Annotated in this window: 21 protein-coding genes; 9 read left to right on the forward strand and 12 right to left on the reverse strand. The window is 67.7% G+C overall.

What is annotated here, in order from left to right; genetic code table 11:
* On the forward strand, window positions 1-191 hold a 191-nt coding region (locus tag JWQ81_RS14025; RefSeq protein ID WP_297541457.1), incomplete at its 5' end, for a cupin domain-containing protein.
* Between the two features lie 183 nt (window positions 192-374).
* Here JWQ81_RS14025 and JWQ81_RS14030 read toward each other — a convergent pair.
* A complete protein-coding gene (locus JWQ81_RS14030; RefSeq protein ID WP_297541459.1) occupies window positions 375-1,862 on the reverse strand; it encodes a UbiD family decarboxylase in 1,488 nt (495 codons plus the stop codon).
* Window positions 1,859-2,488 (reverse strand): UbiX family flavin prenyltransferase, encoded by a 630-nt coding sequence (locus JWQ81_RS14035; protein WP_297541460.1) that lies wholly within the window; start codon window positions 2,486-2,488, stop codon window positions 1,859-1,861. Before JWQ81_RS14035 ends, JWQ81_RS14030 begins: the two co-directional genes overlap by 4 nt.
* 73 nt (window positions 2,489-2,561) lie before the next feature.
* Between JWQ81_RS14035 and JWQ81_RS14040 the strand changes: the two genes are divergently transcribed.
* On the forward strand, window positions 2,562-3,158 hold the full coding sequence (locus tag JWQ81_RS14040) for a TetR family transcriptional regulator (RefSeq protein ID WP_297541461.1): 597 nt from the start codon (window positions 2,562-2,564) through the stop codon (window positions 3,156-3,158).
* A gap of 12 nt (window positions 3,159-3,170) precedes the next feature.
* Here JWQ81_RS14040 and JWQ81_RS14045 read toward each other — a convergent pair whose 3' ends face one another.
* Window positions 3,171-3,791, reverse strand: coding sequence for a TetR/AcrR family transcriptional regulator (locus tag JWQ81_RS14045; protein ID WP_297541462.1), 621 nt, complete (start codon window positions 3,789-3,791; stop codon window positions 3,171-3,173).
* A gap of 321 nt (window positions 3,792-4,112) precedes the next feature.
* Between JWQ81_RS14045 and JWQ81_RS14050 the strand changes: the two genes are divergently transcribed.
* Window positions 4,113-4,484 carry a nuclear transport factor 2 family protein gene (locus JWQ81_RS14050; RefSeq protein ID WP_297541463.1) on the forward strand — a complete coding sequence of 124 codons (372 nt, stop codon included), beginning with the start codon at window positions 4,113-4,115 and terminating at the stop codon, window positions 4,482-4,484.
* Window positions 4,485-4,670: 186 nt separating this feature from the next.
* On the opposite strand, the gene JWQ81_RS14060 is transcribed toward JWQ81_RS14050, so the two are convergent.
* Genes JWQ81_RS14060 through JWQ81_RS14080 form a run of 5 tightly spaced genes read right to left on the reverse strand, consistent with a single transcriptional unit; the run spans window position 4,671 to window position 7,165 of the window.
* Entirely contained in the window at window positions 4,671-5,258 is a 588-nt protein-coding gene (locus JWQ81_RS14060) for a TetR/AcrR family transcriptional regulator (RefSeq protein ID WP_297541464.1), read from the reverse strand.
* Complete coding sequence (locus JWQ81_RS14065) at window positions 5,255-5,698, reverse strand: hypothetical protein (RefSeq protein WP_297541465.1); 444 nt, start codon at window positions 5,696-5,698, stop codon at window positions 5,255-5,257. Before JWQ81_RS14065 ends, JWQ81_RS14060 begins: the two co-directional genes overlap by 4 nt.
* A gap of 24 nt (window positions 5,699-5,722) precedes the next feature.
* Complete coding sequence (locus JWQ81_RS14070) at window positions 5,723-6,628, reverse strand: fumarylacetoacetate hydrolase family protein (RefSeq protein ID WP_297541466.1); 906 nt, start codon at window positions 6,626-6,628, stop codon at window positions 5,723-5,725.
* Window positions 6,629-6,680: 52 nt separating this feature from the next.
* The gene (locus JWQ81_RS14075; RefSeq protein ID WP_297541513.1) at window positions 6,681-7,001 is read right to left on the reverse strand and encodes a hypothetical protein; all 321 of its coding nucleotides are present in this window, start codon (window positions 6,999-7,001) and stop codon (window positions 6,681-6,683) included.
* Window positions 6,998-7,165, reverse strand: coding sequence for a hypothetical protein (locus JWQ81_RS14080; RefSeq protein WP_297541515.1), 168 nt, complete (start codon window positions 7,163-7,165; stop codon window positions 6,998-7,000). The genes JWQ81_RS14075 and JWQ81_RS14080 overlap by 4 nt, the downstream gene beginning before the upstream one ends.
* Window positions 7,166-7,371: 206 nt before the next feature.
* Here JWQ81_RS14080 and JWQ81_RS14085 point away from each other — a divergent pair, with 206 nt between their 5' ends.
* Entirely contained in the window at window positions 7,372-8,343 is a 972-nt protein-coding gene (locus tag JWQ81_RS14085; RefSeq protein ID WP_297541468.1) for an amidohydrolase family protein, read from the forward strand.
* A gap of 57 nt (window positions 8,344-8,400) precedes the next feature.
* Here the strand turns inward: JWQ81_RS14085 and JWQ81_RS14090 are convergent, their stop codons facing one another.
* Genes JWQ81_RS14090 through JWQ81_RS14105 form a run of 4 tightly spaced genes read right to left on the reverse strand, consistent with a single transcriptional unit; the run spans window position 8,401 to window position 12,633 of the window.
* Window positions 8,401-8,676 (reverse strand): amidohydrolase family protein, encoded by a 276-nt coding sequence (locus tag JWQ81_RS14090; protein ID WP_297541470.1) that lies wholly within the window; start codon window positions 8,674-8,676, stop codon window positions 8,401-8,403.
* Window positions 8,631-9,197, reverse strand: coding sequence for an amidohydrolase family protein (locus JWQ81_RS14095; RefSeq protein WP_297541472.1), 567 nt, complete (start codon window positions 9,195-9,197; stop codon window positions 8,631-8,633). Before JWQ81_RS14095 ends, JWQ81_RS14090 begins: the two co-directional genes overlap by 46 nt.
* Window positions 9,194-10,903 carry a carboxylesterase family protein gene (locus JWQ81_RS14100; RefSeq protein WP_297541474.1) on the reverse strand — a complete coding sequence of 570 codons (1,710 nt, stop codon included), beginning with the start codon at window positions 10,901-10,903 and terminating at the stop codon, window positions 9,194-9,196. The genes JWQ81_RS14095 and JWQ81_RS14100 overlap by 4 nt, the downstream gene beginning before the upstream one ends.
* Window positions 10,904-10,905: 2 nt before the next feature.
* Entirely contained in the window at window positions 10,906-12,633 is a 1,728-nt protein-coding gene (locus JWQ81_RS14105) for an FAD-dependent monooxygenase (RefSeq protein ID WP_297541476.1), read from the reverse strand.
* A gap of 284 nt (window positions 12,634-12,917) precedes the next feature.
* Between JWQ81_RS14105 and hpaB the strand changes: the two genes are divergently transcribed.
* From hpaB to JWQ81_RS14130, 5 genes are read left to right on the forward strand one after another with little or no spacing between them, the layout of a single operon-like run.
* The gene (gene hpaB / locus JWQ81_RS14110; RefSeq protein ID WP_297541478.1) at window positions 12,918-14,420 is read left to right on the forward strand and encodes a 4-hydroxyphenylacetate 3-monooxygenase, oxygenase component; all 1,503 of its coding nucleotides are present in this window, start codon (window positions 12,918-12,920) and stop codon (window positions 14,418-14,420) included.
* On the forward strand, window positions 14,417-14,989 hold the full coding sequence (locus JWQ81_RS14115) for a flavin reductase family protein (protein WP_297541479.1): 573 nt from the start codon (window positions 14,417-14,419) through the stop codon (window positions 14,987-14,989). Before hpaB ends, JWQ81_RS14115 begins: the two co-directional genes overlap by 4 nt.
* Before the next feature lie 29 nt (window positions 14,990-15,018).
* Entirely contained in the window at window positions 15,019-15,909 is an 891-nt protein-coding gene (locus JWQ81_RS14120; protein ID WP_297541481.1) for an alpha/beta fold hydrolase, read from the forward strand.
* Between the two features lie 13 nt (window positions 15,910-15,922).
* A complete protein-coding gene (locus JWQ81_RS14125) occupies window positions 15,923-17,566 on the forward strand; it encodes an FAD-dependent oxidoreductase (RefSeq protein ID WP_297541483.1) in 1,644 nt (547 codons plus the stop codon).
* A 41-nt stretch (window positions 17,567-17,607) separates the two neighbouring features.
* The gene (locus tag JWQ81_RS14130) at window positions 17,608-18,351 is read left to right on the forward strand and encodes an SDR family oxidoreductase (RefSeq protein ID WP_297541485.1); all 744 of its coding nucleotides are present in this window, start codon (window positions 17,608-17,610) and stop codon (window positions 18,349-18,351) included.
* Window positions 18,352-18,354: the final 3 nt, after the last annotated feature.

An 18,354-nucleotide genomic window follows, 5' to 3' on the forward strand; every position in this document is an offset into this window, starting at 1 on the left:
CCGGGCGACTGCGACTCCTGCTCGAAGGGCACGAGTTGATCCTCGCTCCCGGCGAAGTGGCCGAATACGACGCTCGCACACCGCACTGGTACGCCGCAGCCGGCCCGGGGCCCGCGGAGATACTCGCTGTCTTCGGCGCCCAAGGCGAAAGCCTTCGCCAACGCGCACGCACAAGATGTCGTCTCATTTGATTAAAGCGTGTCCTGTGGATCATGGAACGGGGTCGCGGAGCCAAATCCTGATCGAGGCGACATCAACAGTTCCACGGAACACGCCGAAACACCGTTCGCGAGACAGGCCCGGTATTGCCCAAGTTCCCCGTTGTGGGTGAGACGTCCTGGTAGTGGCGCGGCTTGAGGGCTCCGGCAGAGGCCTTATGAGCTGAAGCCGTACGACTCCCAGTTCCGCAGTACGTCCCGTTGCAGGGAGTTCGGGTAGCAGTAGGCGAACGATGAGCGGCGGGGCAGGTCCGCGGGATCGGGGTATTCGTCGCCGTAGAGGCAGTTGTAGGCGACTTTGGTTCCGCGCAGTGCGGCTCGGTCCGCACTGGACCAGGACGGAGGCAGTGGGGTGATCGGCTCGTCCGGGAAGTAGATCGCCCCGTCGTGTGGATGCGTCCGGGTAGCCATCGCCCAGACCAGGGCGCTGATGTCCGTGGGATCCACGTCGTCGTAGGTCACGATGACAACCGCCAGTTCGACCCCCGGCTTGCTGTGGAAGTACGTGGTCGCGATCCGGCTCACGAGTTCGGTCGACGTCCCCGCGAACTCCTCCCGCCAGCGCACGGGAACCGTGGCGACGAACCAGGACGTCGCGGCCTCGTAAGGGAGCCAGCAGGTGGTGACGGGTAGGCCGGCCGTTCGGAGCTGGTGGAGTGCTTCGGCGGCGTAGACGGTTCCCGACGCGGTGTGCGTCTCGTCTGCCGGTTCGCCCGCGGCGACGACCGGCAGGATCGCGTCGTCGCGGTAGGTGATGGCGTCGACGTGGAACAGCGGAGCCTGCCAGGTGTGGGTGGCGATATAGCCGCTGTACTCGCCCATCGGTCCTTCCGGGCCGGTGTGGCTGGGATCGACGTGACCTTCGACGACGATCTCGGCGTTGGCCGGTACCTGCAGGCCGTTGGTCTCACAGGTGACCACGTCGAGCGGGGCTCCCAAGTAGGCGCCGAGGAAGGCGACTTCGTCGACCTCGCGGGGGATCGGCATCGCGCAGGCGAAGGGGATCGCGGGGTGTCCGCCCTGGGCCACGGCGAACGGCATCGGTTCGCCGCGTTGACGCCACAGCTCGAAGATCTGGCCGATGTGCTGGGTCGGTGCGAGCGGCCCCACCAGTGTGCGGTGGTCGTGGATCATGAGCCGCGAGATCGTCCAGTTCGTCCAGTTCCCGTCGGGGTCCTGGACGATGAGCGCTCCCCAGGTGTTGAAGTACCGACCCCCGTCGCCGTCATGGATGCGTGGGGTGGGGAAGATTTCCAGGTCGACGTCCTCGCCGAGCAGGATGTTCTGCTTGCACTGCCCATACTCGACCAGCCTGGGCGGGATGGGCGCGCGCTGTCGGGCCGCGGCGAGTGCTTCGACGATCTCCAGGCCGCCGGCGGCCGGGGGCAACCCCAATGCGAGTGCGATGCGGGCGAGGCGGTGGTGCGAGTGGTTGCTGGTCGACGCCGGTGCGCCGAGTATCCGGAATCCCGGCTTGCCCCGGTCGAGGCTGGTGAACAGCGGGGAAGGCGCGCCGGTTTCGCCGCACCTGCGGATGATCGCGCCGACCTCGAGATCGGTGGCGACAGATCGGTCGACGCGCTGGACTTCGCCGAGTTCGGCGAAGGTGGCCAGGTGGCTTCGAAGGTCGTCGGCGGGATTCATCGTGCTCCCTCCAGGGCGGTGGATTCCCCGGTGCCGAGGAGGTGGGGTGGGCCTGCCCAGCGGGGGATGTCGGGGACGGTGAGCCCGAACTGGTCCAGGATGCGGGCGGCGGTGTGCTCGACGACGTCGGCGACGGTGGTGGGGCGGGTGTAGAACGCCGGTACCGGCGGCATGATGGTCGCGCCGATCCGGCTCAGTGCGAGCATGTTCTCGAGGTGGATCGGCGACAGCGGCGTCTCGCGGACGGCCAGTACCAGGCGACGGCGTTCCTTCAGCGTGACGTCGGCCGCGCGGTTGATGAGGTTGTCGCCGAAGCCGGCGCGGATCGCGGCCAGGGTCTTCATGCTGCACGGCGCGATGATCATGCCGTCGACCGGGAACGATCCGCTCGAGATCGACGCGGACTGGTTGTCGATTCCGTGGACGTGGTCGGCGAGCGCGGTCACGTCGGCGACCCGGAGGTCGGTCTCCATGGCGATGGTGGTCCTGGCCCAGCGGCTCAGGACCAGGTGGGTCTCGACCTTGAGGGCGGCGAGTGCCGTCAGCACGGCGATGCCGATGGCCGCGCCGGTCGCTCCGGTGATGGCCACCACCAGGCGCCGGGGGATGTGGTCCGTGGTTGTCATCTGCGGCTCCCGTCACTAATGAACGCATGTCCATTAGTGAGCCTACGCTAGTGAACATGCGTACACTAGCGTCATGAGCAGTGACCCCGGACGCATCCGACGCCGCGACCCCGTTCGTTCCAAGGCCAAGATCCTCGAAGCCGCGCGCGAGGCCTTTACCGAACGCGGTTACGACAGCGCCACGATCCGGGACATCGCCAAGCGGGCCGACGTCGCCGTCGGCCTGGTGCTGCGACACTTCACCACGAAGCAGGAGTTGTTCCTCGCGGCCTTCCCCGGCCCCGAGAATCTGAAGTCCGCGCCGTCGGGGGATCACGACTCATTGGTCGCCGAACTGCTGGAGAGTGTGCTCGGCCGCCTGGACTCGAACCCCACGGCAGACCCGTTCTTGGCGCTGATCCGCAGCGCGGGAGCCAACGAGGATGCGGCCGCGGCGCTGTACGAGGAGATGCGCCGACGTACCACCGAATTCCTCAGCGAGAGCGTCGAGTCTCCCGACCGCGAACTGCGCGTGGAGCTGCTCGGCGCTCAGATCATCGGAATCGCCTTCGTGCGCCATGTCTTGCGCACCGGCGCACTGGTCGCGATCCCCGCCGCGGACCTCGCCCGCAGTCTGCAGCCGATCGTGCAAGCCACCTTGTACGGCGACTTGACCTCCGCTCCCGCGTAACGGGCTCTTCGTTTACTTCGGCGGGTCGATCAGTGCGCTGATGGCCTGTTCGGCCAGCCATCGTTCGGTTTCTTTCCAAGTCCAGCCGAGGTCGCGGAGTTCTCGCCAGGGGGTAAAGCTGAAGTAGAACCAGAGGACGGCAGTGGCGCGCGCGGTGGTTGTCCCGTCCCGAAGTGTCCGCACCGCGGTGAGGCGCGCGGCGATCCGATGCAGGCGTTGGCGCAGGAGTGCCGCGGTCCGTTTGGCCGCTTCGGCGATCAAAGGATCCGTCGTGAGATTGTCCAGCATCACGGCGATGGCGCGCTGCCGGCTGCGCCTGGCCGCGCTTGTGCCGGCGGCGAGGCGCTTGATGATCTCCGGACCGTCGGTCAGAGTGTCGATCTCGTCGAGGCTCGCACTGATCAGCGGATCGGCGGCGGCGCGCTCGATCAAGGCCACGACCAGCTGGGGCTTTCCGCCGACGCTGGTATAGACGGTGTTTGGCCCTACCGTCGCGGCGGCGGCGACTTCGTTCACCGTCGTGGCCGCGTAGCCGTTCGCTGCGAACAGCGTCTCGGCGGCATCGAGGATCGCGGTGCGAGTGTTGGCCGCGGCCTGCTCCCGTCGAGGAGATCGGTACGTGCGGGTGGCCATCTGGTCATTATATCACTCAGATAATGATCAGAGTCGTATAGCGGCCATTAAATGGTGACGTGCGGCAGCGGTTCCAGTGGTCCAGTTGGCAAGAGTCGAACTACTATCATTATAGGGCAAATTGTTCACGTACTACGCGTCCGGTTCAAGGGGGAGGCCATGCTCTTGGTCTCCGGCGAGCGGAGGCTGGACCCGCTGACCGTATCGCGTGTATATTGACCGTAGTATAACTACTCTGAATATGGGGTAGGGATGGTGGCCGGCGATCGACCGGGCGGCGCCACAACGGAAACAACGGATCCACTATCTCAGGAGAGTGTTATGAGTACGCCACGCGAGGTTTTCCAGCAGTTGGTCGATGGCATGGTCGGTAAGAAGTGGGAGCAGCTGCCGGAGCTTTTCGCCGAGGATGTGGTGGTCTTTCACCCGTTGTCCACCGGGCCGGAGGCGAGGATCGAAGGGCGCGAGAAGGTGCGTGAGCATTTCGCCCGGATGGCCGGGTTCGACGCCGATCTCCAGATCGACGACATCGTGGTCTACGAGACGACCGATCCGGAGGTCGTGGTGTGTGAGCAGACCATGCGCACGAGCTTTGGTGGCAAGGAGGTGAGCATGCCGGGAATCCGCGTGATGCGGGTTCGTGACGGTCTGATCGTTTCGTCCCGGGACTACGGCAACCGGCAGGGCAGCTGACCGGACAGGCAGGTCGGGAAACCCCGTTGGGAGACAGAGGTCGGCCTGGGAATGCCCGGCTACCGCCTGACCGGAGTCGTCGAGCCCGCATCCACCGTCCACGGGTAAGACGACTCCGGTCACAGAGGGCGCCCTGTCGCTCAACAACCAAGCCGCGGGTTGGCCCACCTCACTCGGCCGGCTGAGTTATGCCACGAGGGGGAGGAGCACCTCGTCGACCATTTCGGTGATATGGCGCTCCGTGAGAGCGTGCTTGTCGAGCAGCGTGCGTTTGACGATCAGCGCGTGCAGCACTTCGAGGATGACCGGGGTCAAGCGGGCCGCGGAGATCTCACCTCGCGCGGCGGCCTCGCGTAGCACGTCGGTCATCGCCTCGAAGAGTGGGTTGAGCACCTGTGAGCCGAACCGGGCGAGCAGTTGGGGGTGCCGGTGGGCTTCGCCGAGCAGGCTGCGGAAGGCGTCGGCCTTGACGCCGGTCTGTGTTGCCGTCATGTGCCGGGTGATGCCGATCAGGTCGTCACGCAGAATGCCGATCCGGAGGTACGTGACCGGGTCCGGGCGCAACTTGTCCAGCGTGTCGATCACCAGGGAGGTGGTGTCGGGCCATCGCCGGTACATGGGGCTCTTTCCGGTGCCCGCGCGTTCCGCGATGCTCTCGAAGGTCAGCCGCCCGAACCCGACCTCCGCCAGTTCGGCAAGGACGGCGTCGGAGATCGCTTGCTCGACCGCGGCCCGTCCTCGCCGCGGACGAGCAGGACGTCCGGCAGCTGTCAACTGACGCTCGCGAGCCTCGCGCGCATCCGGGCGCCGACCCGGAAGGCTTCGCTCCGGTCCGCCAATTCAGGGGCGTGCGCCAACAGACCCGGCCCCCTGAGCTCGGCCGACGTGGACCCCGATCGGCCCAGCAGCATGAAGTGAAGGTGCTGCATCTTCTCGCCGAACCCCATCAGGTAGACACGTTCGGCGTCGGCTTCGCCTCTGGCAGCCAGGCTCACGCGGTGGATCAGCGGACCCAGCGTCGAGGACTCCTGTTCGGACATGCCCCACAACCAGTCGTCGCTGTGGCGATTGGCCGTGATCATGAACCAGCCCGGTACGTCGAGGACGAGCATCACCGTCCACAGGTCGTCGCTGTACACAACGGACTCGTCGGGTGTGGTCGCCTTCAACTCGCAGATGCTGCAGTGGGCGGCTTCGTTCCCGGTTTCGGACATCGCTGCTGCTCCTTCTCGCCGGGTTCACTGTTCGTCGAGCACGGATGTGGTCATCTGGCCGAGCCCGGTCATCGCGATGCGGACGGTGTCCCCGGGGACAAGCCACTGGGGCGGCTTCATCCCGATCCCGACTCCGGCGGGGGTTCCGGTGGTGATGATGTCACCGGGTTGGAGGGTGGTGGTGGCGCTCAGCCATTCGACGAGCTCGGAGGGACTGGTCGCCATCTGCTTGGCGTAGGAGTCCTGGCGTGGTTCGTCGTTCACCCAGGTCTGGATCCGGATGTCCTCGTAGCTCCCGGTTTCGTCGGTGGTAACCAGCCAGGGGCCGGTCGGCAGGAAGGTGTCCCAGCCTTTCATCCGCATGAGCTGGAACAGGGGAGCGGCGTTCAGTCTCTTGCTTTCGCCTTCGCCGAGGTCGCGGGCGCTGACGTCGTTGGTGATCATGTAACCGGCGATGTGGTCGGCGGCGCGGTCGGCCTGGATTCGGCGTCCGCCCTTGCCGATGACGATGGCGAGTTCGGCTTCGTAGTCGAACTGGGCGCACTCGACCGGCCGGATGATCGGATCGGCCGGGCCCGACAGCGCCGAAGCGGGCTTCTGGAAGATGACCGGCAGTTTCGGCATCTTCTCCGGGTCCATGCCCTCCTCTTCGAGGTGCGAGAAGTAGTTCGCGCCGCAGACGAAGATGTTCGGCGGGTCCACGAGCGGTGGGCCGAGGCGAGTCTCGGCCAGCGGGATCAGTTCGTCGCCCCGCTTGAGCGCCGCGTCGATGCTCGCGCCGAGAAGGTCGAGGAACGGCAGGACGCTGCGAACGGTGCCTGTTCGCGCTAGCCCGAGGTCGGTCAGCAGGGGTGCCAGCGGGAGTACGGAATCGTTGACGAGCACCCCCGGAAGTTCACTGCCGCGAGGGCCGAAACTGACGAGTCGCATGGTTTTTCATCCTTTCGAACAATGGCGGTGGACAGGGAGCTGCCGGGGCCCGTTACTCGCCCCGCGGCGACCAGGCGGTCAGTTCGGCGACGGTCTTCCCGGTGCGGAGCTCCTGCAGCAGCTCCGCGGGGTCGAAGCGGATCGGCGCCAGCACGTGGTCGTCGCCCCCCTCGTAGAAGGCGAGGATCTGCTCTTCGCTGAACTTGTTGTCGTAGAACAGTTCGACGGCGTTGTGGTCCGGATCCTCGTAGTACATGGACATCGTGGGCCCGTGGTTGAGGCATATCGACGGGGTGATCGACGACTTCGCGATCCGCTGGTGCGTCTCGAGCATTTCGGCCAGGGTCGGGTACTCGAACGCGAAGTGGTTCAGCCGGGAGTGGAGGACGTCACCGCCGGAACCGGGCTCGGACTGCGCGCGGTGTGCTCGGAGGTCTCGATACCGATCGTCGCGTCGAGCACCTCGAGATACCGCTGCTTCGTCTCTTCGTAGTTGCTGGTGTTCAGAATGACATGGGCAAGCGTCGGTGAAGTCATCACAGTTCTCTCTTCGGCACAGAGCCACGCCGGATCGGCGTGTCCGGGAAGACGAACGAGCCGATCGAATCGGCCGTCGCTGTCACCTTCGACGCTAGACGCGCACCTGCACGCTGTCAAGGACGAATCCGTCCTTATCGGGAAGGCTGCCGGATCCGGCGAGAATTTCCTTGCCTGTGTCCATTTTCTGGTGCAGGCTCGAGGTTATGGCTGAGGGCTGGATCGACGTGCATGCGCACTTCTCGCCGCCGAGCACCGCCGAGGAACGAAACGGGCGGTGGCAGGCGATGCGCGAAGCCCGGTTCCTCGCGCCCGAGCCGTTCCACTGGACGGTTGAGGGGACGTTGGCGTACATGGACCGTACCGGCGTCGCTATGCAGCTGCTGAGCAACATCCCAAAGACCGTGGCCGCGTTGCGCGCGTCCAACGACTACGGCGCGTCGCTGGTGTCGGCGCACCCTTCTCGGTTCGGGCTGCTGGCGGCGTTGCCGACGGATGACCCGACGACCGCGCTGGCCGAGATCGAGCGGGCCTCGACCGACCTGGGGGCCGATGGCTTCGCCGTCACCTGCCGATACAACGACGTCTATCTCGGAGATCCGCGGCTGGAGCCGATGTGGGCCGAGCTCGACCGGCGTCACGCGACTGTCTTCGCGCATCCGGATGCCTATGCGCCGGCAGTGCAGGGGCGTCCCGCGCCATTGCTTGAGGTTGGGTTCGAGACCGTTCGCACAATCGTCGACCTGCTCTACGCGGGCGTCTTACGTCGCTACCCCAACGTGAAGCTGATCGTCGCGCACTGCGGCGGCGCGGGTGCGTTGCCCGCCGCGGCGGGACGGCTGGCGCTGCTCGGCGCCGACCCGTGGGTGCCCAACCCGCACGGCCTCACGCAGGCCGAACTGGTCGACCACCTCGCGCGGCTCTACCTGGACACCGCCGCCACCGGGTTCCCGAGCTCCTTGGCGCCCGCGCTGACGATGACCACGGCCGACCACCTCGTCTACGGCTCGGACAGTGGAGCGCCGTGCAGCACCGAGGCGTCCATGGAAACCAGCAAGCAGTCGCTGCTTGCTTTCGGTGGCCTCACGCACCGACAGCGTGCGGAGATCGGCCGCAACGCCCTCAGTCTGTTCCCGGCTGTCAGGACCAGGCTCGACGCGCGGGCTGTCCCCGCCTGACCGCTCGACCCGTCGACGCTTTGTCGCAAGTCGGCGGCGAGTTGCGGCCCTGACTTGTCACGGCGTTGTCGCGTCGTGGACGAGGCGGCCGGCGAACCAGGTCCGCTGAACGCGCGTCGCATGGACCTGTTCGATCAGGACCTCGAAGAGATTCCGGTCCAGGATGATGACGTCGGCGGAGAGCCCCGGTGACAGTCGTCCGACCTCGTGGTCCAATCTCATGGCCTGCGCGGGATTGACGGTGTGCGCCTCGATCGCCGCGGCGAGGTCGAGTGCCTGCCCGGCGTTCAGGGTGCCCGGGACGCCGGGATCGGGGCTGCGGCGGGTGACCATGGTCTCGATGCTGAGCCGATGCCCATGATCTCCAACGCGCGGGAGTTGACCCAGCGGTTGTGCAGCGAGTCGTCGCGCAGCAACACCGGTCGCCCCAGGCTCGCTTTGTCCAGCGCGGCCAGCATCTCCCGGGTTCCGAGCTGCTGGAACACCGGGCTGATGACTATGCCGCCGACGACCCACTCGTCGGGCCCGAGCCCCACTGCCCGGTCATGTACGGCGGCGAGGATGTCGTCGATGGTGAACGCGGGAGACAGGACCAGCTCCCACGCGGCTTGCTGGCCGCCGAAACCGACGTGGGAATGCACGTCGACGAGGCCCGGCATGACCATGGCGGCCGCCGCGTCGACGACGTCGGTCGCCGGGTCGATCAGGCGCTCGACATCCGAATCGTCCCCGACGGCCAGGATTCGGCCGTCGCGGACGGCGAGTGCTTGAGCCCAGGGCTTTGCCGGGTCAAGGGTGTAGACGGCGGCGTTGCGGATGACCATGTCGGCGCCGCGTCGCTGGGGGGAGCTCATGGTGTTGTCGTCCAAACTGGTCGTCGAATCGGTTGCGGCTGCCGACGCGCCCGCAGGTTGCGCACGAGAACGTCCTCCAGCTGGGCGACGTCGAGCACACCACCGTCCTCGAACACACCGCGTTCGGCCGACAACAGGCCGGGGCGTGCGGCGATTTCGCGTCCGAACCACAGGACCGCCTGCTGGTCGCGTCTGTACCTTGGCCAAGTCCGACCTGGTTCGCCGGTTCGGATGAACGCCCCGTAGAGGTCGCGCATCGCCCGGGAGACGCGGTCCAGCTCCGCCCGGTCGATTCCGTCGAAGGCCGGCCAGCGAGCGAGGTCCTCGTCGGTCTGGTTGCCGAACAGGAACGGTATGTCGCCGGTGTGCACCGCTCTGAGGTCCCCGCCGAGACCGGGCAGCTCGTAGGCGAACTCGAAGACATACGTGGTTGTGCCGGCGGCGTCGAGCCGATCGGCGATGGCGAGGGCGGAGAACTTGAAGAACTCCATCGACATCACGTCGGCGAGCAGGTGCCCCGGCGCGTGAGCTGGGTGAAGGTCCTCATAGGACCGGTATACTCCCGCGGCCTCAACGCCGAAGACCTGTTCCAGTACCGCGAGCACGTCCTCGGCACTACCGGAGCGCACGGTGTCGGAGTGTCCACGGAAGAAGGTCCACTCGTCCTTCGCGAAGCCGATCATCACCTCGAGCTCGTCGCCGGCTGGGACGTCCTTACCGGACAGGGCGAGGGCCGGTAGTTCCGGGATCAGGTGTCCATCGACGACGCCGCCGAGTGGGCGCCACGCGAGGTTCGCGTCGGGCTCGAACCAGCGCCCGAGGACGTTCTGGACAGCCAGCAGCCGGTCCGGGTCGACGTCGAGCAGCTCTGCCGGCGTCGTCATTCCGAGCAGGTCCAGGTACTGGCGCGCCACCGCTTCCGCGTCCGGACGCTGCTGGGTGCACCACGGGTTGAACGGGGACAACGACTGGATCACCGCGCGGCGGACGAGTCCTCGGGTGTCCGGATTGGTCAGCAGGTGCGACACGGCCGTCGCGCCCGCGGACTCACCGCCGATGGTGAGGTTCGCCGGATCCCCGCCGAACGCGGCGATGGTGGCGTGCACCCACTCGAGTGCGGCCTTCTGGTCCTGGAATCCCAGGTTGACCGCCTCGGCGAGGTCGTCGCCGAGCAGACCGAAGTGGACCCAGCCGAGCGCGCCCAGGCGGTAGTTCGGCCGGACCACGATGATGTGCTGTTCGCGTGCGAGGTTTTCTCCGCGTTCGAGCGGGAAGGAGCCGGAGCTCACCGCGTTGGCGCCGCCGTGGTAGTAGACGTAGACCGGAAGTTTGGCACCGGGTTCGTGGTCCGGTACCCACAGATCGAGGTAGAGGCAGTCCTCGGCCGCGTTGTCGTGGCGGTAGGTGGTGTTGGCGTAGTCGGGCCACGCCATGATCCCGGGAACGCCGGGATCGATCGTTTCGGCCAGTTTCCGCACGGACGACTCGTTGACCGCGTTGAACTGGTAGGAAGCCGGGCCGGGGCGCTCGGCCGAGCGAACTCCCGTCCAGGCGGGAACCGGTGCCGGCGGACGGAACCGCAGGGCACCGACCGGTGGCGCGGCGAACGGGACACCCTGGAACGTTCGCACCCGGTCGCCACGCCGACCCCGCAGCCGGCCCGCGGCTGTGGTGACCGTCAGGTCGTCCGGGGCTTCTTCTCGCATTCCTACCTGCCGGATGTCCTGCTGGTGGTGGTGCTGAGCAGGCGGTCGAAGGCGTCGTCCAGCACCTCGGCCGGTGACTGACCCGCGCTCAGCTTCGCGGCGCGGAAGGCGACGTACCCGTCCGGCCGCACGACGACGACTCCGGTCGGGTCGAGGCCGTAGCACTCCGCCCAGTTGCCCTCCGGATCTCTGTAGTCGCCGCCCGCGCCGATGGTGAAGGCGTCGATCTCGGTGCCGCGGGCTTCGGTCAGGCCCTTGGCCGCGTCGACCCAGGCCTGGCCGGCCGGGGGTGCGAGCACGACGAAGAGGCTGTGCAGCAGGTCGATTGTGGACAGTCGCTCCCCGGCGAGCGACTCGAGCCAGACGTGCGGGGCGTGCGCACCCGGGCGCGCGGTCGGCCAGTAGTCGACAACGGTGGATTCGACCGGTGACGAGCCGTCCGGGATGACCGCGGTGGAGTCGTACGTCACGCCGAACTGCTGCCCATAGGACCAGAACTGGGGCTCTTGGGCGGGAATCCCCTCGGCTATCCGTTGTCGGACCGACTCGCCGCGGGGGCCTTCGATCTCGGCGAGCAGTGTCGGGTCGTTGGCGAACCAGCCCACTTCGGCGGACTTCGTGGCGGTCGCCAGCGTGGTGGCGATATTTCGCCGGGCTGTGGTCCGGCGCTCCGCGTCGTAAGTGTCGAGCAGTTCCGGCCCCGCACCGCCGCGCAGGACCTCGTGGAGTTTCCAGCCGAGGTTCTGCGCGTCCTGCAGGCTGCTGTTCATGCCGAACCCGCCGGTCGGTGGGAACCGATGGGCGGCATCGCCGACCAGGAAGACGCGGCCCTCGTGGAAACTGTCCGCCAGTGCCGACTGGACCTTCCAGAAGAACGTACTCTCGACGCGGATGTCCACATCGGACGACCCGATCGCCGTGCGGATCACCGCGGCGCAGTATTCGGGCGTGAAGTCGTCCGGACTCTGCCGCTCGGGGTCGTAGTCCCAGCTGTAGACCCATCGGCGGTCGCCGTCGTAGGTGACGAAGGCGCCTTGGGTGTCCGGGTTGATGATGAAGTACAGAATGTAGTTGCGGCCCTTGAGGAACGGGCGCAGGTCGGCTTCGAAGCACACGTTGACCTGGTGGCTCATCGTCGGACTCTCGGGGGAGGAGATGCCGGCCGCGGCGCGGACGGTGCTGCGGCCGCCGTCCGCGCCGACGACGTAGCGGGCCCTGGCGAGGTGCTCGGTCCCGTTCTCGTCGTCGGCCAACGTCACGGTGGCGCCGGCGTCGTCCTGGTCGACGCCGACCGCCCGCAACCCGTACGTGACCGAGATGCTCGGGAAGGTCAGCGCGTGCTTGCGCAGCACCCCCTCCAGGGTGTCCTGTGCGCACCAGGCCAGGAACTCCGGCGACAGCGCGTCCAGACCGGCTATGCGCTCCTTCGCGGCCATCATGTCGATCGCCCCGATGTCCGGGTCCTTCAGCCGCGTCAGGTAGCCGAAGCTGCTCCAGTCCTCGACCGGGAGTCCGCCGGCTCGACGAACCTCGTCAGCGAGGCCGAGCTGGCGGAAGTACTCCATCGTCCGTGCGTGGATCCCGCTCGCCCGCGGATGCCGCAGCCGGCCTTCGCGCCGTTCGACGAGGTGGACGTCCACGCCCCGGCGACCCAGTTCGATCGCCAGCATCGTGCCGGCCGGACCGGCGCCGACGATCACCACGTCGTGAGCTGACTCGCTGGTAGCCATCCGTTGCTCCCAAGTCCGGCGACGGCCGGTGAGGTGGTTTCGCGGGGAGAGTGAGGTGCTTCGCCCTCGACGCACCAAGGGCCGTATTCAGCGGAACTCCGTACCAGGACTCGGGTCCGCGGTGATCGGACACCGTCCGACACGGTCCTGGCCGACCGTAGCGGCGAGACACCCTCGAGTCAAGGACCAGTTCGTCCTTAGTGGGGATGGATGCGCTCTTGCGTGCCACGGGGAAGCGGCCTATGTTCAGGTAGCAGGCTAGCATGTTAGTTGGGAGAGACGGTATGGCTGTCCGGTCCGGCGCCCAGTACGTGGAGCGGTTGCAGAAGACGCCAAGGGAGGTGTGGCTGCGCGGTCAACGCGTGGAAGACGTGACGAGTCATCCCGCGTTTCGCGCGCCGATCCAGCAGATCGCCCACCTGTACGATATGCAGCACGATCCGCGGTATGCGGACATCCTGACGCGGCCGGGGCCCCACGGGCCGGTCGGCACCGCGTTCGTCGCCCCGAAGTCCTACGCGGACCTGGTGGGCCGACGGGAGGCGTTCCGCGTGTGGTCGGAGGCCACGCTGGGTCTGATGGGGCGATCGCCCGACTTCCTCAACACCACCGTGATGGCGTTCGCCGAGGAGCCGGGCGTGTTCGCGCAGTTCGGGCAGCGTTACGCCGACAACGTGCAGCGGTACTTCGAGTATGTGCGCGACAACGACCTGTTCCTCACCCACGCGTTGATCACCCCGCAGACCGACCGCTCGAAGAGCTCGGCCGAGCAGGCCGACCAGTTCCTGCACATGGGCGTCGTCGAGGAGACCGCCGACGGGCTGGTGGTACGCGGGGCCCGGATGCTGGCCACGCTCGCCCCGATGGCCGACGAGCTGATCATCTACAGCCTGCCGGGGCTGCGTCCGGGCGACGAGCGCCACGCGGCAGTGTTCGCCATCCCGATCGAGACGCCCGGGTTGCGGCTGATCTCGCGCGAGCCCTTCGACGACGGCACCCGCAACCGGTTCGACCACCCCCTGTCGTCGCATTTCGAAGAGGCCGACTCGCTGGTCGTGTTCGACGACGTGCTCGTGCCGTGGGACCGGGTGTTCCTGCACGGCAATGTCGCACTGGCCAACAAGCTGTACGCCGAGACCAACCTGCGCCAGCACACCGCCCACCAGACCGGCGTGCGCGGGCTCGTGAAGATGCAGTTCATCACCGGCGTGGCGATGAAGCTCGCGCAGTCGGTGAAGATCGACGGGTTCCTGCACGTCCAGCAGAAGCTCGGTGAGCTCGTCGCGGCCACCGAGACCTGCCGCGCGCTGGTGCGGGCCGCGGAGATCGACCACGAGACCTCGTCGTCGGGGAACTCGCTTCGCTGCGGGTTCGGGCCGCTGCAGACGCTGCGGATGCACTTGTCCAGCTCGTATCCCAAGGCGGCCGAGGTCTTACAGACCCTCGGCGCCGGCGGTTTGCTGATGATGCCGTCCGCCGAGGACTTCGGCAGCGAGATCGGCGGCGACATCGCCCGCTACTTCCAGGGTGCGGACGGCCTCGACGCCACCGAACGCGTCCGGCTCTACAAGCTGGCTTGGGATCTCTGCGGCGACGGGTTCGGCCAGCGTGCGGTGCAGTACGAGCGCTACTACGCGGGCGACCCGGTGCGGCTCTACGCCATGAACTACCTCGCCTACGACAAGACCGACGCCTTCCGCATGGTCGATCGGGCACTCGACTTGGCAGGCGGCCCGCAGCAGGCGGTTGCCGAGGCCCGTGACCGGGCCGCCACGGCCACGTCATGACCAGCGCCGGTCCGGCCGTGCCGGCGCTGGACGAGGCCCCGGACGCGGGGGCGATGCGCCGCGCCATGGGCCAGTTCGCCACCGGCGTCACGGTGATCACCACCGTGACCGGCGACGGTCAGCCCGCCGGTTGCACCGTCAGCGCGTTTTCCTCGCTGTCGCTGGACCCGCCGCTGGTCCTGGTCTGCATCGACCGGAGACGTGCGATGCACCAGCACCTCACGGCCGGCTCCGGCTTCGGCGTCAACGTGCTGCGCACGGATCAGCGGGAGCTCGCCGTGCGCTTCGCCGGGCGCGGCGACGACCGGTTCGCGGGTCTGCGCACCACGCCCGGCCGCCACGGCATCCCCCTGATCGACGGTGCCATCGCGCAGATCCAGTGCGACCTGCACGCCGTCCTGGACGGGGGCGACCACGCGATCGTCGTCGGCCGAGTCCGACAACTCGCTACCCGCGAGGGCGATCCGCTGCTCTACGCGCAAGGGGCGTTTCTCGACCTGCCTCCCGCGCAATGGGAAGGCGCCCTCGCCGATGCCCAGCACGAATGGCTCCTGAACGCCCCTTGGTAGCCGCGCTCAACGACATGCGGAGTTTTCTGATGACCGAAACGACAACGAAGTCCACGGTCGCCCGGACCGAGGACCCGCCGGTGTGGGTGGCGCTGGGCGCGCTCGAGCACCGCGTGCACTACGTCGATGTAGGCCCGTGGCGTACCCGTGTGTTCGAGGCCGGCGCGGGTGAGACGCTCGTGCTCATGCCCGGCACCGGCGGGCATCTGGAGGCCTACGCCCACAACATCGCCGCCTTCGCCGAGCACTTCCGGGTACTGGCCTACGACTATCCCGGCCATGGCTATACCACCCACGCCACGTCCGACTTGGAGCTCGACACCTATGTCGAGCACCTGACCGGGCTGCTCGACGCGTTCGGTGTGACCAAGGCGCACTTCAACGGGGAGTCACTGGGTGGGTGGGTGGCGGTGAAGTTCGCCGCCGCGCATCCCGAGCGGGTCGGGAAGATGGTGCTCAACACCCCGGGCGGCACGATGGCGCGCCCCGAGGTGATGGACAAGATCCGCGGCCTGTCGCAGGCGGCCGCCGACGACCCGTCGGAGGAGCGGATCCGGACCCGGCTCGAGTGGCTCATGGCCGACCCCGCGGTGGTCACCGACGAGCTCGTCGCGATTCGCCGGGCCATCTACGCCCGGCCCGGATTCGCCGAGTCGATGCGTCACATCCTCTGCCTGCAGGACGCGGATGTCCGACGGCGCAACATGATCACCGATGCCGACCTGTCCGCGGTGCCCGGCCCCACGCTCGTGATCTGGACCAGCGACGACCCGTCCGGGCCCGCGGGCGCCGGGCTGGACATGGCCGAGAAGATCACCGGCGGCCGGTTCCAGCTGATCACCGATGCCGGGCACTGGCCTCAGTGGGAGCAGCGCGAAATCTACAACCGCAGTGTCGTCAACTTTCTCAACGAAGAGTAAAGGAGCGATCGTCATGGGCAATCCCGAGGTTCGGGCGCCTGAATCAGCAGCCGGTGTGCACTGGGACATCGACGTGGACATCGTCGTCGTCGGTGGCGCGCTCGCCGGGTTCACCACGGCGTTGCACGCGCACGAACTGGGCGCGAGCGTCGTCGTGCTGGAGAAGGCGGAGCGGGTGGGAGGCACGGCCCGCAAGGCCGTTGCCGGGATGTGGGTGCCGAACAACCGGTTCATGCAGGAGGCCGGGACCACCGACCGCAAAGAGGACGCGCTGGCGTATCTCGCCCGGATGGCGCGACCGCTGCTGTTCGACCCCAGCGATCAGTACCTCGGCTTGACGCGCTGGGAGTTCGAACTCTTCGACGCGCTCTACGACAACGCCGACACCGCGTTCCGCGCGCTGGAGGCGCTGGGCGCCGAGTTGGAGCAGGACGCCGAGTTCCCCGACTACCACATGCATCTGCCCGAGATCACCGCGCCGCGAGGCCGGGAGTTGTTCCCGCACAACCCCGACGGCACGCGCGGTGACGGCGAATCGTTCATCGCCGCGCTGGCCGAGCTCGTGGCGCAGCGGCAGATTCCGGTCCACGTCGACCACCGCGTCGCGGGCGTGATCGTCGACGAGACCGGCCGGGTCGTCGGCGTGCGCGTGGAGACCCCGGACGGGGAGATCGCTGCGCGGGGCCGCAAGGCCGTCGTCTTCTGCTCGGGCGGTTTCACCCACAACGAGGAGATGCGCCGTTACTACCTGGGCGGCCGGGTCGTCGGCGGCTGCGCCGCGTTGAGCAACGAGGGCGACTTCCACCGGATCGCACAGCGCTTGGGGATCCCGCTCGTACACATGGACGCCGCTTACCTGGCACCGCTGGTCCTCGAGAAGATGCTCCACCGCGACCCGACCATGATGGGCGTGTTCGCCGTCCCCGGCGACAGCCTGCTCATCGTCAACTCGGCCGGGCGGCGCACGGTCAACGAGAAGGCGCCGTACCAGGACCGCACGATCCAGATGTTGTCGTGGAACCCGCATGACGCCGAGCACCCGAACTTCCTCATGTTCCCGGTGTGGGACCAGCGCGCGGCGGACCGCTTTCCGGGCGGGTTCCTTGGCGCGTTCATTCCGGACTCCACATCGGACGCTTCGCACGTCGTTTCGGGCGACACACTGGAAGAACTCGCGGTGGCGCTCGACGAGCGGCTGGTCAAGCTCGGTGCCGGCGCCCGCAACATGCGCCTGTCGAAGGACTTCGCCGCGTCGCTGCGCGGCACGGTCGAGCGGTTCAACGGGTTTGCGCGCGGCGGCGTCGACGAGGATTTCCGGCGCGGCGAGACGCCGATCGAGATCACCTTCCACGGGCCGGTGGCCGACGACAACCACAGCCCGAACGGGCTGATGTTCCCGTTGGCGGACAAGGGTCCCTACTACGCGACGATCCTGGCGCCCGGCACCCTCGACACCAAGGGCGGGCCGCGCGTGAACACCGCGGGCCAGGTGCTCGGCGCCGACGAGCAGCCGGTGCCGGGGCTGTACGCGGTGGGCAATGCCAGCGCGGCGCCCACCGGCCAGGGTTATATCTCCGGTGGGATGACCTTCGGCCCGATCATCACCTTCAGCTACCTGGCCGCGCACGCTGCCGTCCAGGATTCGAAGACCGGCTGAGGACCTTGGATCCGCAGCGTCGCGGAAGGAGAAGTTGAGCTATGGCAACGGAACACGAGAACCGTGCGGTCGCCGTCGTCGCCGGTGGTTCCACCGGGATCGGGGCGTCGGTCGCGCGGCGGCTGGACCAGGAGGGGTATCGGGTCGTCGTCGTCAGCTCGAAGAGCGTGGACGAGGGAGAGTCGGTCGCCGCGGAGCTCGACGGCGGCTGGTTCCTGCAAGCCGATCTGGGGGAGCCGGGAGCGGCCACCGAGGTGGTGGCGCGGGTCGAAGCCGAGCACGGCCGGCTGGACACGGTGGTCTACGCGGCCGGGAAGACCGCGCGGATCGCGCACCCCGACATCCACGCCGTCACCGACGAGGTCTGGGACGGCATCCTCAAGCTCAACGTGCTCGGGCCGTGGCATTTCGTTCAAGCCGCCGAACCGTTGCTGCGCAAGAGCCCGAACGGCAACATCGTGGTGGTCGGTGCCCTCGCCGGCGTCGACGTCGGCGGCAGCAGCATCCCTTACGCCGTCAGCAAAGCCGCCGTGCACCACATGTGCAAGCTCCTCGGCGGCGCGCTGGGCCCGGAGATCCGGGTCAACGCCGTCGCCCCGGGCTTCATCGAGACCCGCTGGACCGAGGACTGGACCGCGTTCCGCGAACAGATCTCGGACAAGGCCCCGTTGCGGCGCACCGGGCTTCCCGAAGAGGTCGCCGAGCTCGTGCTCGGCCTGATCCGCGCGACCTACGTGACCGGGCAGACCGTCGTCGTCGACGGCGGCCTGTCCCTGCTTCCCTAGTTA

Source organism: Amycolatopsis sp., from assembly GCF_025464955.1.
Classification (GTDB): domain Bacteria; phylum Actinomycetota; class Actinomycetes; order Mycobacteriales; family Pseudonocardiaceae; genus Amycolatopsis.